We start from the raw sequence: 15,009 nt of genomic DNA, 5'->3' as shown, positions 1-15,009 counted from the left end.
TTCTTCGACGTTTGGCGCCGTTTCCGACGACAGCGGAGCCAGGCCGTCTTGTGCGGGCAGAGGCTTCTGTCGCTCAGGAGCAGAGGGTAGAACACCCGCCCTGGTCCAGGAACCGATCCACCGCCGCGAGGAACCGGTTCGGCTGGTCGATCATGACCATGTGCTCGGCCCCTTCGATGCGCTCGAAGACAGCCGGGCGCGGCAGGGAGGCGTAGGCGCCGCGGAACAGGCTGTCGGTGCGGCTGCGCGGCGACGATTCGTCCGGGCTCCAGCCGTAGACAACGGTCACCGGGGCGGTGATGTCCGGCAAGCGGTGGCGCAGGTCGACGGTCATGACCTCGTACAGCGCCTGGGCCAGCACGCGGCGGTCGCCCCCCTGCCAACCCATGGAGCCGAACACCGCGTCGGCGGCGCCGCCCAGCTCCAGCCCGAGGGCCCGGCCGCGTTCGCGCAGGCCCTCGTCGCCGAGGAACTGGACGGCCTGATAGGCGACCTGGGCGATCGGCTCGACGTCGCCCACGGTGGCGCCGGGGCTGATCAGGGCGGGGAAGAAGGGCGAGGCGTCGACCGTCATCAGCCGACCGACCCGGTCCGGCGCATCGGCCGCGACCCGAAGCGCGATCTGCCCGCCCATCGAGTGGCCGATGACCGCGGGCGCCTGCAGCCGGCTCTCCGAAATATAGCGGCGCACCTCGCCTGCGATCCCGGCCATGACCGCACCGCTGGCGTTGCCCTGCGCCGGCAGATCGCCGAACCCCCGCACGGACACCAGATGCAGCCTGCGCCGGTCGGCCAAGCGGGCGGCGGTGCGGCTCCACACCGCCGAGGTGGAGGCGAGGCCGGGGATCAGGATCAGGTCCGGCCCGCTTCCCCGGGTCTCGATCACGATCCGGCGGGACTGGAACGGGGCTCGCGCCAGGGCAGGGGCGCCCGCGAGCGTCCACAGCGCGGCGCCGCCGGCCAAGCCCTTGAGGAAGTTGCGTCGTTGTTCCATCGCGCCATCCATCAGGTCCCTCCGCGCAGAACACGGAGACGGTCCAAGATGATCCGGAGGGTGGGGCCGGATTTTGACGGCGCCGAAAGATCAGGGCGAGCAGCGTCGGCCGCGAGACGGTGCGGCGTTCATCATCAACCGCGCCGCAAACGATTCAGGCGGGTAGCTGAAGCTCCGGATCAGCCCTGGGCGGGACGCAGTCCGCTGTTCAGGCTGGCGCGCTGGACCACCGGGCGCCGCTCGCCGCCCGCGGCGATGATGCGGTCGATGCGGGCCTTCTCGGCGCGGAACGCGACCAGATCGGCCCCCGACAGGACCGTGCCTTCGGTGGTGCGGACGCCGGCCGGATTGATCCGCCGGCCGCCGCGCCAGATCTCATAGTGCAGGTGCGGACCGGTCGAGGCGCCGGTCGAGCCAACGTAGGCCACGACCTGGCCCTGACGGACCCGCTGGCCGGCGCGCATGCCCGAGGCGTAGCGCGACAGGTGGCCGTAGCCGGTCTCGAGGCCGTTCGAATGGCGGATGCGCAGCCAGTTGCCGTAGCCGCCCCAGCGCCGGGCCTCGACCACCACGCCGTCGGCGGGGGCCACGACCGGCGTGCCGGTGCCGGCCGCAAAGTCGATGCCCTGGTGCATCTTGCGATAGCCGGCGATCGGGTGACGGCGGAAGCCGAACGACGACGACACGCGGAAGCCGCGCTCCAGCGGCGTGCGCATGAAGGCCGAGCGGGTGTTCTTGCCGGTGGCGTCGAAATACTGGGCTTCCTTCGCGCCGGCGGGCTGGAAGCGGTAGAAGGCGACGCCCTTCAGCTGGGCGTAGAGCAGGCCGTCGGTGCCGATGGTGCGGCCGTTCTCGGTCACCGTCCGTCCATAGACATAGGTGAAGTCGTCCGAGGCGCGGATGTCGCGGTCCATGTCGAACTTGTGAGAGAACAGCTGGCCGGCCTTGCGGCGCACGGCGGCGGGAACGCCCTCGCGCTGGGCCGAGCGGGACAGCGAGCCCTCGACCTTGCCGTTCAGGACGACGATCTCGTGGGTGACCTTCTCCTCGAGCGCGCGCAGGCGAAGGGCGCCGTCGAAGGTGCGCGACACGGTGACCTGGCTGGCCGGGCCGGTGCGCATGGTCAGGCCGATCAGACGGGGGTCGCCGCGGCCGCCGCGCGGCTTGGCGATGGCGGTCTCGAAGCGGACGCCGGGGCGGATTTCGCTCATGTCCATGGCGTTGGACAGGGTCGCGGCGATGGCCGAGGCTTCCTCGGCGGCGATGCCGGTGCGGCGCACCGCGTCCTCGAAGGTCTCGCCGCGGCGAATCTGGACGGGGATGGCTTCCGGGGCGGTCAGGCCGGCGGGCGTGCCGGCGGCCGCGAAGGCCTGCGCCTCGATCACGGCCATCTGCTGCGGAGTCAGCGCGGGAACTTCTTCAGCCTGTGCGGGCTGGTAAACACGTCCTGCAAGAAGAGCCACCGAGAGCGCTGCAACCGCCGTGAGAGCGTGAGGCGCGAGACGCATCGGCTGGCGACGTGGATCGAACTGAGCCATCGGTCCCCGAAAACTGACGACGCCGAACCGGCGCCCAAGCTACTAAGAAGCAAGGATCGCGCCTGAAGAAGCCCCCGACGCGAGACAGGCCGTATAACCCGTCCATCCCATCATGGGAAGGCAGTTCGTTACAGACCGTTAACCGGAGCGGCTACGGGCGGTAAAGCCTGCGTGAAAGGCCAGCTTATCGTCGGGAGCGAACAGTGTATTGACGACGTTTCGTTGAGGTATTCGGGATCATTTCGTCGCTCCGCCTTGATACCGCCGTCACTGCACTGAAAGTGGCCGATGCGCCACTCTACTGTGTTTCAATAGCCACGCCTGCTGTGCTGTTCCAGGAGTCCGGTTTGTTCATCGTCCAGGTCACGGCATGAGCGACGCCGCCCCAGCAGCGACTGGCCCGGAGCCCACGCCAGCGCGCGCGCCCCGACCACGCCGGAGCGGATCCGGCCGTCGCATCCTGATCGGCCTCGCCGTAGCCCTGTGCGTCCTGCTGGTGCTGGTCGGCCTGCTCTATCTCAACCGCCGGGCGGCGACGCGGCAGATCCTCATCGGCTGGCTCGAGCGGCAGGGCATTCCCGCCGACCTCGACATCGAACGCGTCGAGCTCGACGGCATCGTGGCCCGCGTCCGCATCGGCGACCCGCGGAATCCCGATGCCGTGGTCGAACGGGTCGAGGTCGACTACGCCATTGGCGCGCCCTGGTCGAAGGCGGGACTGGGCGTCACCCCCAGCCGCATCCGGCTCGTCCGCCCGGTGCTGCGCGCCTCGTTCCGCGACGGCGAGTTCTCGGTCGGCAGTCTCGATCCGCTGGTCGAGCGTTTCACCGGCCGGCCGCCGCGGCCGGACGTGCGCGGGCCGTTGGTCCTGATCGAGCAGGGACGGATCCGGCTCGACACCGAATACGGTCCGGTCAGTGTCCTCGGCGACGCCCGCGTCGACGACGGCAAGCTGATCCGGCTCAGCGCCCGGATGCCCGCGGCCGATCTGAAGAGCGGCGGGATCGAGGCCCGCGCCCTCGCCGCCACCTTCAGCGTCGTCACGACCGGCGACCGCATGGCCTTGCAGGCGACGGCCGCCGCCGGTCAGGCGACCCTTCCCGGCTTCACCGGCGCCGGGACCCGGATGACCGTGACCGGGGACCTGCCCTATCCCGATCTGAAGCAGCGTCGGGGCGACGGCCGGGCTCGGCTGGCTGTCCGGCTGGTCGCCGCCCGCCTCACCGCCGGCGACGTCGCGGCCCGGCAGGCCGTCGCGGACCTCGACTTCGACGGCCAGACCACCGGCTGGCTCGAGACGTTCCGGATCGAGGGCGCGGCCGACGCCGACCTCCGCGCGGCCCGTATCGACGGACCCGATCTGGACGCCTCTGCCGCCGCCTTGCGCTGGACCGGGGCGCGTGCCGTGATCGCGCGAAGCAATGCCGGCCTGGGCTGGCGCTTCGACGGTCCGGCCCGGGCCTCCGCCGCCCGCGCCTCCGGCGCCGGACTGGAGGGGGAAGGGGTGGCCCTGACATCCCGCAGCCTCACCGTCGGCGGCCGCGACGCCGCCTTCGAGGTGACCGGGCCGCTGGGCCTGGCCGCCGACCGGCTCGGCTGGGGCGATCTGTCGCTGGCCGGGGCCCGGGGCGCGGCCGACCTCGAACTCGTCTCCGACGCCGGGCTGCGCCTGGGCGTGGCCGGCGGGCTGCGCGCGAGCAGGGGCGCGTGGCCGCTGTTCGGTCCGGCGGCCCGCGACGACGGCGCCGATCTGGCGGAGATGAAGCGGGCTCTCGCCGCCTTCGCGGTCGACATTCCCGCTTTCGCGGTGGTCTCGGGGAGCGGCGGGACCCGGGTGACGCTCGACCGGGCGGCGACCCTGCGCCCGGCCAACGGCGGCGTGCTGACGCTCCGCCCCGCCGCCGGCCCGATCTTCGCCGCCGCGCCCGGCCAGTCCGGCGGCGGCGCCCTCGCCCTCACCGCCACGCGCGGCCGCGGCCTGCCTGAGGCGAGCTTCGCCATTCCGGTCTGGCGGCTGACGCCGGACGGCTTCACCGCCCAGCTCGATGGCCGCGCGGCGCTGGACTTCGAGCTGGCGCGAGGCATCACGCTGGACACCCGCGGGCGGCTCACCTCGTCCAGCGGCCGGGTGACCTATGTCGCTGCCGGATGCACGCCGCTGACCGTCGAGCGCCTTGAGCTGGGCCAGAACGACGTGGTCGACCTCTCCGGCCAGGCCTGCCCGATCGACCGGCCGCTGGTCAGCATCGCCGACGGACGCTGGCGGGCGGACGGCGCCCTGGCCGGAGTCGACGCCTCGGCCCCCTTCCTCGCCCTGCATTTCCGCGACGCCCAAGGGCGGTTCGCGGCCACCGGCGGCCCGGCCGGCCTTGGCCTCGAGACCCGGGTCGACCGGGCGACGATCGAGGACGCCACCTCGCCGCTGCGCTTCGATCCGCTGACGGCCTCGGGCGCGGCCCGACTGGCCGACGAGGACTGGACCGGCGCCTTCGACCTGTCCCGCGGAGGTACAGCGCTCGGTCGCCTCGACCTGACCCACGACGGCCAGTCCGGCGCCGGCGGCCTGACCATCGACGCCCCGTCGATCGTCTTCGCGCCCGAGGGGCTGCAGCCGGCCGACCTCAGTCCGTTGGCCGGAGACTTCGTCGGCTCGCCCGCGAGCGGCTCCGTCGCCTTCGACGGGCGGGTCGACTGGCTGGCCGAGGCCGAGGGCTCCAGCTCCGGCCGCCTGACCATTCCGAACCTCGACTTCGTCAGCCCGGCCGGTCCGGTGAAGGGGATGAAGGGGACCATCGACTTCATCAGCCTGGCCCCGCTGGTCACCGCCCCGGGCCAGCGCCTCACCGCCGATGTTCTCGAATCCGTCGCCCCGCTGACCGACATCGAACTGACCTTCGGCCTCGACAAGGCAGGGGTGACCATCGAGGGCGGCGATCTGACCGTGGCCGGCGGCGTCATCCGGGTCGAGCCCTTCGCCCTGCCCCTGGACCGCAGCCAGCCGTTCAGCGGCGTGATCGTGCTGGAGAACGTCCAGCTGGGCGAGGTGCTCGCCGGCTCGGGGTTCGGCGACAAGGTGACCCTTGACGCGGTGGTGTCGGGACGGCTGCCGTTCACGTCCGATCCGGTGTCGGGCCTGCGCATAACGGCGGGAACCCTCGCCGCCGTCCAGCCCGGCCGGCTGTCGATCCAGCGCGAGGCGCTCAGCGGCCTCGAAGCCGGCGGGGGCGGCGAGGGGGTGCCGCCGAACACGGTGCAGGACCTCGCTTACCAGGCCATGGAGAACCTGTCGTTCGACATCCTCTCGGCGGAGGTCAACAGCCTCGACGAGGGCCGCATCGGCGTCCTGTTCCACATCCGGGGCCGCCATGACCCGCCGCAGCACCAGGAACTGCGCATCGGCATCTCCGAGTTCATCAGCCGCGAATTCCTCAACCGCGAACTGCCCCTCCCGTCGGATACCCAGATCGACCTGACGCTCGACACCACCCTCAACGTCAACCAGTTGATCGGCGACCTGCTGGAGCTGAACCGCGCCCGCGCCGGCCAGCCCTCGGCGGAGGCCGCCGCTCCGCCGCGAACCGAGCCCGTCCCGACGCCTTGATCCCGCCGGCTTGGCCGTTCAGAACCCGTTCACCCTGCGCGGCGTTACATCGTCGCAGATCACCACCGGAGACCTCCGCCATGACCCGGACGCGCGCACGCCTCGCCCTGATCGGCTTCATCGCCGCCGTCAGCGCGGGCGCCTGCACGCCCACGGTCCGGCTCCAGGTCGACCCGATCCAGATCTACGCCAAGCTGGACGCTGATATCCGCGTCCGCCTCGACAAGGAGCTTCAGGACCTCCTCGTCGAGAATCCGAACCTGTTCTGATGCGAAAGTCGCCTCCGATGTCCTTCCGCAAGCTCTTCGTCCTCGCCGCCGCCGTCGCCGCGCTCGGCGTGGCCGCCGGCGCCGCCTTCGCGCAGACGGCCCAGCAGAAGGCGATGATCGACGCCGCCAAGGCCCAGGGAACCGTCGGCGAACAGGCCGACGGCTACCTCGGCTTCCGCCAGCCCTCGCCCGACCCTGCCCTGACGCAGGCCGTGACGGTGACCAACAACGCCCGCCGCGAGGGCTACGCCCGCAGCGCCCAGGCGGCCGGCGACGGCGCGACGACCGAAGCCGCCGCCGCGCGGGCCTTCCAGACCATCGTCATGCCGCGCATCCAGAGCGGGCAATGGTACCGCAACGCCCAGGGCCAGTGGGTCCAGCGCTAAGGGTCAGCGGAGCCTTTGGCCTCCGGCAGGGTTATCCCTGCGGCCGTTTCGTCCGGCCGTCACCGGAAAGCCGATGCGAACCGCCTCAGAATGTATGGCCATGGCCGCGCGAATGGACGGCTACGCCGCGCGCGATATCGAGCCGCGCCTGCGCGCCGAATGGACCATCATGGCCTCCCATTGGCGCGGTCTGGCCCGTCAGGCGGACTGGCAAGACCGCTACGCCGCAAGCGCGTCCCAGAGTCGGCTTTCCGACTTGTTGCTCCCAATGGCTGCGAGTGTGTCATAGGTATCCGGTCGGCCGCCCTTTCGCGCGCCCGCCCCGGACTGCCCTTCCGTCATGCCGACCACGATACCCGCGATCGAGGATGCCCAAACGCTCGCTCAGGCGATCGTCGACACCATCCATGAGCCGCTGATCGTCCTCGACGGGGGCCTGCGGGTCCTCGCCGCCAGTCGCGCCTTCTACGAGATATTCAGGGTCGACTCCGAGCGCACCATGGGCTGCCTCCTCTACGACCTGGGCGACGGCCAATGGAACATCCCGGCCCTGCGCCTGCTGCTCGAAACCATCATTCCCGAAAAGACGGCCATGGACGGGTTCGAGGTCGATCACGACTTCCCCGGTGTCGGCCGACGCACCATGCTGCTCAACGCCCGCAAGGTGATCTACGAGACCAGCGCTGACAGCACCATCCTGCTGGCCTTCACGGATATCACCGCGCGGCGGGCCGTCGAGCGCAACCTCGCCGACCTGCTCGAACACACCGAAGAGCTTCTGCGTCAGAAGCAGGTCCTGCTGCAGGAGATGCAGCACCGCGTCGCCAACAGCCTGCAGATCATCGCCAGCATCCTGCTGATCAAGGCGCGCGCCGTGACCTCCGAGGAGACCCGCCTCCATCTCAAGGATGCGCACCAGCGGGTCCTGTCGGTGGCGGAGGTTCAGGCTCACCTCCATGCCTCCGGCGACCTCGACCAGATCGAGGTCGGGCCCTACCTGTCCAAACTGTGCGCCAGCCTCGCCGCCTCGATGATCGGCGACAGCTATCCCATCGCCCTCGACGTGGAGGCGGACCACGGCTGGATCGGTTCGGACAAGGCCGTGAGCATGGGCCTGATCGTCACCGAACTGGTCATAAACGCCATCAAATACGCCTTTCCGACGACGCGCGCCGACGCCCGGATACGGGTGGGTTTCGACAGCACCGACGCAGGCTGGTTGCTGACCGTCAGCGACAACGGGGTCGGCGGCGTCGAAACCGCCGCGCCGCTCGTCCACGGCGGCCTCGGCACGGCCATCGTCGAAGCGCTGGTCAAACAGCTCGACGCCCGAATGCAGGTGCAGTCCGCCGAGGGCATGGCGGTGTCCATCCGACACCCCGCGGCCTGAGGGTCCCTGCGGAAGGGGCGCCGCTCGCCCGGGGCGATCCTGCGCGCTAGTCTTCCGCCATGCCCCGTCCGGTGGTTCGACTGATCGGCAATCTCCTCGTGGCCGCGGGCGTGGCGATCGCGGCCACTCTCGGCATCGGCGTCGCCTGGGCGGCGATCGGCGGCGGGGACCTGCCGGTCCATGGCTGGATCGCCCTGCTGCTGGGCGTCTTCGGCACCGTCGGCCTCGCCTGGGGGCTGATGGCCCTGGCCTTCAAGTCGGACCGCGAGGGCTGGGACGACCGGGTCGACAACACCCTCGATCCGGCCGGCGACCGCGACGCCGATCACGACGACAAGTCTTGAGCCCGGCTCCGGCGCGGGCGATAGGTCGCGGATGACCGACGCTCCCGACGCGCCACCCTCCGTGATCACCTACGCCGGCTATCTCGCCCTCGACGACCTGCTGGCGGCCCAACACCCGATCTCGTCCGAGCATGACGAGATGCTGTTCGTCATCATCCATCAGGCCAAGGAGCTGTGGCTGAAGCAGATCCTGCACGAGGTGGCGATGGCGCAGCGCCTCGTCCGCGCCGGCGATCTGGTCCCCGCCTACAAATGCCTCGCCCGGGTCAGCCGCATCCAGGCGGTGATGACCATGAGCTGGGACATCCTGGCCACGATGACCCCGGCCGAATACCTGCGCTTCCGCGGCGTGCTCGGCTCCTCCTCCGGCTTCCAGAGCGACCAGTTCCGCCGCCTCGAATACATGCTGGGCCTCAAGGACGAACGCTTCCTGCGCTTCCACGAAGGGCGGCCCGCCGCCCACGCCGCGCTGAAGGGGGCGCTCGAGGCGCCCAGCCTCTATGACGACGCCATGGCTCAGCTCGCCGCCGCAGGCCTGCCCGTCCCCGCCGAGGTGCTGAACCGGGACTTCAGCAAGCCGTGGGAGCCGTCGGAAGGCGTGGAGGCGGCGTGGCTGGAGGTCTACCGCGACACCGCGCGCTGGTGGTCGCTCTACCAGTTGGCCGAGAAACTGGTCGATCTGGACGACGCCCTGCTGACCTGGCGGCACAAGCATGTGGTCACGGTCGAGCGGATCATCGGCCGCCGCCGTGGAACGGGCGGCACCGAGGGGGTTTCCTATCTGACCGAGACCCTGCAGCGCCGCTGCTTCCCCGAGCTGTGGTCGCTGCGCACCAGACTCTGAAGGAGGCCCCGGGATGCGAACCGCCCTGTTAGCCGCCGCCCTGCTGGCCCTGGCCGCGTGCGGCCGGAACGAGACGGCCGCCCCGACCGAACCGGCCGAGCCCGCGCCGATCCCGTCCAAGCCGCCGCTGGTGGAGCCGCCCGAGACGCCCGCCGCCGCCTCGCCCGGGCGGCTGACCCTGGTCGACGCCTCGGGCGCGCCCGCCCTGCATCTGTCCTGCGACGACCGGCCGGGGGCCATCGTCATCCATGTGCCCGGCTTCGAACCGATCGGCAGCGAGGACCGGCTGACGCTGGGCGCCGGGGACGAGGCCTTCGCCTTCGTCGCGGACCTCGAAGCGTCGGGACCCGGGGTTACCGCCGGCGGCGCGCCGGAAGCGGATCTGTTCGCCCGGATGGCGCGTGGCGAACCGGTCCGGGCCGTCTACGGGGCCCAGTCCGTCGGCCCCGCCCGGGCGGCGACCCCCGCGGCGCTGCGCGCCTTCGTCGCCCGGTGCGGCGGCCTGCGGGACCGCTGACAAGGCAACCAATACCGCCACGGTGAGGTTTAACCCCGCACAGCCTGCGGGAATCCCGTCATGTCCAACGCCAATCGCCACGACATCCACGTCCTGAACAGCCTGATCCAGACCGCCATCGACAGCGCCGACGGCTACCGCGAAGCCTCCACCGAGGCCGAGGATCCCGGCCGCCGCGACCTGTTCGGACGGCGCAGCTTCGAGCGCCGGCAGGTCGCCGAGGAGCTCCAGTCGACCGTCCGCGCGCTCGGCGGCGACCCCGCCGCCGACGGCTCCATCCTGGCCAAGGCCCAGCGCGCCTTCGCCGACGTCAAACACGCCCTGATGCGAGACGAGACCAGCATGGTCGGCGCCGTGGAAAGCGCCGAGGAGGCCGTCCGGGCCCGGTTCGAAAAGGCGCTGGAGGACAGCCAGATCTCCGCCACCACCCGCGAGACCATCCGCCGCGCCTTCGCCCGGGTCAGCGGGGGCCGCGACGAGATGCACGAGCTCCGTCACAGCCTCGAAGGCCAGCGCGACGCCGGCAACCGGCTGTATCCGCACTAGCGGCGGCGCATGAAAAAGGCCCCGGCGTCACCGCCGGGGCCTTCGTCATTTCTGGACCGTGAAACGGATCAGGCTTCGGTGTCGACCGCCGGGGTTTCGGCCTGGCCGGTTTCCGGGACCACGACGCCCTTGGGCGCGCGGACGGTCTGCTTCTCGGCGATCCGCGCCGACTTGCCGCGGCGATCGCGCAGGTAATAGAGCTTGGCGCGACGCACGACGCCGCGACGCTTGACCTCGATGGAGTCGATGTTCGGCGACAGGATCGGGAACACCCGCTCCACGCCCTCGCCGAACGAAATCTTCCGCACGGTGAAATTCTCGTTCACGCCGCCGCCGGCGCGGGCGATGCAGACGCCCTCGAAGGCCTGGATGCGTTCGCGCTCGCCTTCCTTGATCTTGACCATGACCCGCAGCGTGTCGCCGGGCTGGAAGTCGGGGATCGCGCGCTTCTCGATCAGGCGGGCTTTTTCTTCGGCTGCGATCGTCTGCAGGATGTTCATGTCATTCTCCTCGAGCTTTTTTGCTCTTTACCTGTGATTTGGCGGAGTCAGGCTCCGCATGGGTCGTCTTCGCCAGATGCGCCGCCCAGAGGTCCGGCCGCCGCTCCCGGGTCGTCTTCTCCCGCTGCTCTTCGCGCCATTGTGCGACCTTCTTGTGGTCGCCCGACAGAAGCACCTCGGGAATCTCCAGCCCCTCGAACGTCCGCGGTCGCGTGTACTGCGGATGCTCCAGAAGACCGTCCTCGAAGCTCTCCGAACTCAGGCTTTCCGCCTGGCCCAGCACTCCGGGGATCAATCGAACGCACGCCTCGATCACCACCATCGCCGCCGCCTCGCCGCCGGCGAGCACCGCGTCTCCGACGGAGACCTCCTCGAACCCGCGCGCGTCGAGCACACGCTGGTCCACCCCCTCGAAGCGGCCGCAGAGGACGGTAATCCCGTCCGCCTTCGCCCATTCCTTCACCCGCGCCTGGGTCAGGGGCCGACCCCGGGCGCTCATGTACAAAAGCGGCCGGGGCGGCCCGGAAACGCTGTCCAGCGCCCTCGCCACCACGTCCGCCTTGAGCACGGCTCCCGGTCCGCCACCCGCGGGGGTGTCGTCCAGGAAGCCGCGCCTATCCTCGCTGAACCCCCGAATGTCAAGGGTTTCGAGGCTCCACAGCCCCCGTTCGCGCCACGCCGAGCCGATCAGCGACACGCCGAGCGGGCCCGGAAAGGCTTCCGGAAACATGGTCAGGACGGTGGCGGTGAAGGGCATGGGCGGAGGATGTAGCCGTGAAACGCACGGCCGCGAAGACCCAACTGGAAGCCTGTGGAGGGCGCTTGACTTGGTCCGGAGAGGCCAATCACAGTCGGGAAAACAGGACGCCACGAATGCGAACGCTCCCCTGGGCCCTTACAGTCCTCGTTCTCTCTTCCTGCTCGACGCTGCCCGAAACCGACGCAGATCGGATGCGGACGGAGACCGTCAGGCTTGAGCCGACAGGGGATCTGTCCCTCAAGGCTGGAGGCTATGTCGATGTCGCGGGATTCGCGTTCGACATCTGGTTCGAGAATGACGCCGTCGATCTGTCCACGCCCAAATCAGTGACGTGGTCGGTTGGTTTCAGGAACTACTGCCGAACTCGGGACAGCTGGGTTCAGTCCGTGGTCGAGGGGCCTTCGGGGCAGGTCTGGCGCGGCTATCGCACTTTCGTTCCCGCGGGGCCGGACCACCCACAGCATTGGTCCAGCGGTGGGAGCGGAGCCCATGTCTACGGCGGTCCCGCAACACCGGGACTTCTGGAAGCTGTCACCCAGGGCGGTCGCTTCATCCTCGCGGTTGAGGACGACGAGGGTCGGCGTTGGAATGCTGTGGAGATCGACACGCTCACGCCGACGGAAAGAAGCCAGCTTTTTGCTGCCCAGCCCGCATCGGAGCCTCGTGAGACCGAGATGCTGGTGGTCGCCTCGGCTCCGCCGGTGGCCGCGGTCTCCCCTCCCCGGACCTGTCCCTGAGAGGTTGCGCCGCGACCAGGCTGCGAGCGATCGCGTCGCGCGCGTTGCGCCCTACCGCCGGGACTCGATCCAGCTGTCCACCTGGTCCTCCAGCACGTCCAGCGGCACCGAGCCGGAACCCAGCACCACGGCGTGGAAGTCGCGGATGTCGAACCGCTCTCCCAGCGCCGCCTGCGCCCTTTGCCGCAGCTCCATGATCTTCAGCTCGCCGATCTTGTAGCTGGTCGCCTGCCCCGGATTGGTGATGTAGCGCTCCACCTCCTTGACGATGTCGCGCTCGCTCAGCAGCGAGTTCTGGCGGAAGTAGTCGATGGCCTGCTCACGGCTCCAGCGCTTCGAATGCAGGCCGGTGTCGGTGACCAGCCGCACCGCCCGCCACAGCTCGGTCGAGAGCCGGCCGAAGTCCGAATAGGGGTCCTGGTAGAAGCCCATCTCCTTGCCCAGCCGCTCGGCGTAGAGCCCCCAGCCCTCGGCGTAGGCGCCGTAGCCGCCAAAGCGCCGGAACGACGGCAGGCCCTGCATCTCCTGTGCCCAGGCGATCTGAAAATGGTGCCCCGGCGCGCCCTCGTGATAGCTGATGCCCTCGATCTGCGGCTTCAGCACCTGGGTCATGTCCGACAGGTTGACGTAGTAGATGCCCGGCCGCGAGCCGTCCGGTGCCGGGGCGTTGTAGAAGGCGATCGAGGCCGTCGCCTCGCGCCACGGCTCCACCGCCCGCACCTCCAGCGCCGCCTCCGGCAGGTCGCTGAACCACTGCGGGGCCGCCGCCATCACCTGGGCGATGAAGGCGCGGCTGTCGGTCAGATACTGCTCCTTGCCCTCCGGCGTGTTCGGATACTGGAAGCGCGAATCGGTCTTCAGATGCGCGAACATCTCCTGCAGCGAGCCCTCGAACCCGACCTGGTCCATAATCGTCTGCATCTCGCCGTGCAGGCGCTCGACCTCCCTCAGACCGATCTCGTGGATCTGGTCAGCGGTCAGATCGGTCGTCGTCGAGAGCCTCAGGCGGGCGTTATAGTAGTCCTCGCCCTGCGGCAGCCGCCACACGCCGCCGTCGCGGTCCGGCATCGTCGCCGCCAGCGCCTGCACCTCGGCCAGGGCCGTCAACACGTGCTCGTAGCCGCGCTTCCACTCGCCCGTCAGCGCCGCGCGCCCCTCGGCCAGCAGCCGGTCCTTTTCGGCCCGGTCCGCCGTCAGGGCGGTGACCTTCTTCTGGAAGTCCGCCCACACCGGATTGTCGGCCCCGCCGTCGAACGGTGCGCCGGTGATGATATTGCGGGTGTTGGCGATCGACGGCTCGAACACGAAATTCGGCGAGATCACCCCCGCCGCGGCCCGCTGGCGCAGCTCGGCGGCGATCTCGCCCATGACCCGCTCCGAGTCGCGCAGGCGCGAAACATAGGCGTCGGCGTCGCTGACGCTGTCGACCCGGTGATTGTTGATCATGAACACCGGCAGGCCGGTGGTCGGATTGCCGTTCGCCGCGAACTGATAGCCCCAGTCCCGCCAGCGGTTCGCCAGCCGCGCCTGCTCGACGCCGTATTCGAACAGCCGCCACGACATACGGCTCTCTGCGCTTAGCGCCTGCGGATTGAACTGGTCGTTGAGCTGCTCCAGCTGCCGCTCCGCCAGCGCCAGCCCGCGCTCGGCCGCGGCGTCCGTCGCGTCGTCCAGCCTGCCGTAGTCGCGCTTGATGCCCAGCGAGGTCATGGTCTGCGGCGACAGGGCGATCCGCTCCTGGAAGGCCTGTTCGAAGAAGGCCGCCAGCCGCGCGTCCTCCCTCTGGACGGTGGCCGCCGGCGCGGCGGCGTCCTGCGCCAGAACCATGGCTGGCGCGCCCGCCAGAACAGCGACGGCGCAGACGGTGGAGACGAGCAGACGACGCATGGAAACCCTCCCGGACACTTCAGGCCGGGACCATCACCGCTGACACGCCGCGGCGCAAGTTACGGCCCTGTCAGGTGTGCGCGCCTCTAGAACTCCCGCCAGCTGTCGCCCGGATCCCGCTCGCCGGGGTCGATACGCTGCTGGCCCCAGGCGACGATCATCAGCAGCTTGTGGCTGCGCAGGCGGAACTCGCCGGTCATCGGAATGACCGCCCCCAGCGGCGCCCCGGTGCTCGGCTCGTAGAGGAAGCCCGAGAATTCGGCCACGCCGACCCGGTCGCGGCGGCTGTAGACCGACAGCTCGGGCACCGAGACGACGTTGAAGCTGTCGTTGATCGGGATGCGCATCTCCGGCACGCCGAACACCCGCCGCATCTGCTCCAGCGACAGGGCCCCGGCGCGCAGCTCCAGCACCGCGGCGGCCTCCTGCTTCGACGCCGCCAGCGAATAGCCGGCCTCGGACAGCGCCGCCCGCACGGCGCTGACCGCATAGGGAGCGTTCTCGGCGCGGAAATAGGAGTCGTCGACGAACACCCGGGTGCCGCGAGGGATCGGCAGGGTCAGGCCCTCGACGGCGCGGTCGGCGGCGCGGGCCACCAGCAGCTGCTCGGTGGCGGTGCGCGACGGATAGGTTTCCGAGGTCGAGGCGCAGGCGGCGAGGGTCAGGCCGGCCGAGGCGAGGGCGGCGAGGGTGCGA

General features: G+C 70.2%; 15 protein-coding genes. 9 read left to right on the top strand and 6 right to left on the bottom strand.

What is annotated here, in order from left to right:
- Positions 1–73: 73 nt before the first annotated feature.
- Positions 74–1,006, bottom strand: coding sequence for an alpha/beta hydrolase (locus VEC04_RS09290; protein ID WP_324776103.1), 933 nt, complete (start codon positions 1,004–1,006; stop codon positions 74–76).
- Between the two features lie 167 nt (positions 1,007–1,173).
- Positions 1,174–2,385, bottom strand: a complete 1,212-nt coding sequence (locus VEC04_RS09285) for a M23 family metallopeptidase (protein ID WP_324776102.1) — start codon at positions 2,383–2,385, stop codon at positions 1,174–1,176.
- A gap of 517 nt (positions 2,386–2,902) precedes the next feature.
- Between VEC04_RS09285 and VEC04_RS09280 the strand changes: the two genes are divergently transcribed.
- The 8 genes from VEC04_RS09280 (at position 2,903) to VEC04_RS09245 (ending at position 10,429) form a co-directional block, all read left to right on the top strand.
- Complete coding sequence (locus tag VEC04_RS09280; protein ID WP_324776100.1) at positions 2,903–6,133, top strand: intermembrane phospholipid transport protein YdbH family protein; 3,231 nt, start codon at positions 2,903–2,905, stop codon at positions 6,131–6,133.
- A gap of 80 nt (positions 6,134–6,213) precedes the next feature.
- Positions 6,214–6,402: a YnbE family lipoprotein gene (locus VEC04_RS09275; protein ID WP_324776098.1), complete on the top strand. Its 189-nt coding sequence runs from the start codon at positions 6,214–6,216 to the stop codon at positions 6,400–6,402.
- A complete protein-coding gene (locus tag VEC04_RS09270; RefSeq protein ID WP_324776096.1) occupies positions 6,402–6,788 on the top strand; it encodes a DUF1318 domain-containing protein in 387 nt (128 codons plus the stop codon). The genes VEC04_RS09275 and VEC04_RS09270 overlap by 1 nt, the downstream gene beginning before the upstream one ends.
- A gap of 340 nt (positions 6,789–7,128) precedes the next feature.
- Positions 7,129–8,178: a sensor histidine kinase gene (locus VEC04_RS09265; RefSeq protein ID WP_324776094.1), complete on the top strand. Its 1,050-nt coding sequence runs from the start codon at positions 7,129–7,131 to the stop codon at positions 8,176–8,178.
- A gap of 59 nt (positions 8,179–8,237) precedes the next feature.
- On the top strand, positions 8,238–8,522 hold the full coding sequence (locus VEC04_RS09260; RefSeq protein WP_324776092.1) for a hypothetical protein: 285 nt from the start codon (positions 8,238–8,240) through the stop codon (positions 8,520–8,522).
- A 31-nt stretch (positions 8,523–8,553) separates the two neighbouring features.
- On the top strand, positions 8,554–9,366 hold the full coding sequence (locus VEC04_RS09255) for a tryptophan 2,3-dioxygenase (RefSeq protein WP_324776090.1): 813 nt from the start codon (positions 8,554–8,556) through the stop codon (positions 9,364–9,366).
- A 13-nt stretch (positions 9,367–9,379) separates the two neighbouring features.
- Entirely contained in the window at positions 9,380–9,883 is a 504-nt protein-coding gene (locus VEC04_RS09250) for a hypothetical protein (protein ID WP_324776088.1), read from the top strand.
- 60 nt (positions 9,884–9,943) lie between these two features.
- On the top strand, positions 9,944–10,429 hold the full coding sequence (locus tag VEC04_RS09245) for a PA2169 family four-helix-bundle protein (RefSeq protein WP_324776086.1): 486 nt from the start codon (positions 9,944–9,946) through the stop codon (positions 10,427–10,429).
- 68 nt (positions 10,430–10,497) lie between these two features.
- On the opposite strand, the gene rplS is transcribed toward VEC04_RS09245, so the two are convergent.
- Positions 10,498–10,929: a 50S ribosomal protein L19 gene (gene rplS, locus VEC04_RS09240; protein WP_324776084.1), complete on the bottom strand. Its 432-nt coding sequence runs from the start codon at positions 10,927–10,929 to the stop codon at positions 10,498–10,500.
- Between the two features lies 1 nt (position 10,930).
- The gene (gene trmD / locus VEC04_RS09235; protein ID WP_324776082.1) at positions 10,931–11,686 is read right to left on the bottom strand and encodes a tRNA (guanosine(37)-N1)-methyltransferase TrmD; all 756 of its coding nucleotides are present in this window, start codon (positions 11,684–11,686) and stop codon (positions 10,931–10,933) included.
- Between the two features lie 194 nt (positions 11,687–11,880).
- On the opposite strand from trmD, the gene VEC04_RS09230 reads away from it, so the two are divergent.
- Complete coding sequence (locus VEC04_RS09230; RefSeq protein WP_324776080.1) at positions 11,881–12,426, top strand: hypothetical protein; 546 nt, start codon at positions 11,881–11,883, stop codon at positions 12,424–12,426.
- Between the two features lie 51 nt (positions 12,427–12,477).
- Here the strand turns inward: VEC04_RS09230 and VEC04_RS09225 are convergent, their stop codons facing one another.
- Both VEC04_RS09225 and VEC04_RS09220 read right to left on the bottom strand, forming a co-directional pair.
- Complete coding sequence (locus VEC04_RS09225; protein ID WP_324776078.1) at positions 12,478–14,313, bottom strand: DUF885 domain-containing protein; 1,836 nt, start codon at positions 14,311–14,313, stop codon at positions 12,478–12,480.
- 86 nt (positions 14,314–14,399) lie between these two features.
- The gene (locus VEC04_RS09220) at positions 14,400–14,978 is read right to left on the bottom strand and encodes a DUF6655 family protein (RefSeq protein ID WP_324776139.1); all 579 of its coding nucleotides are present in this window, start codon (positions 14,976–14,978) and stop codon (positions 14,400–14,402) included.
- Positions 14,979–15,009 lie beyond the last annotated feature (31 nt).

The organism is Brevundimonas sp., assembly GCF_035626535.1.
Taxonomy (GTDB): domain Bacteria; phylum Pseudomonadota; class Alphaproteobacteria; order Caulobacterales; family Caulobacteraceae; genus Brevundimonas.
The sequence above is the reverse complement of the archived record's forward strand: the minus strand, read 5'-3'. Positions and strand labels throughout refer to the sequence as shown.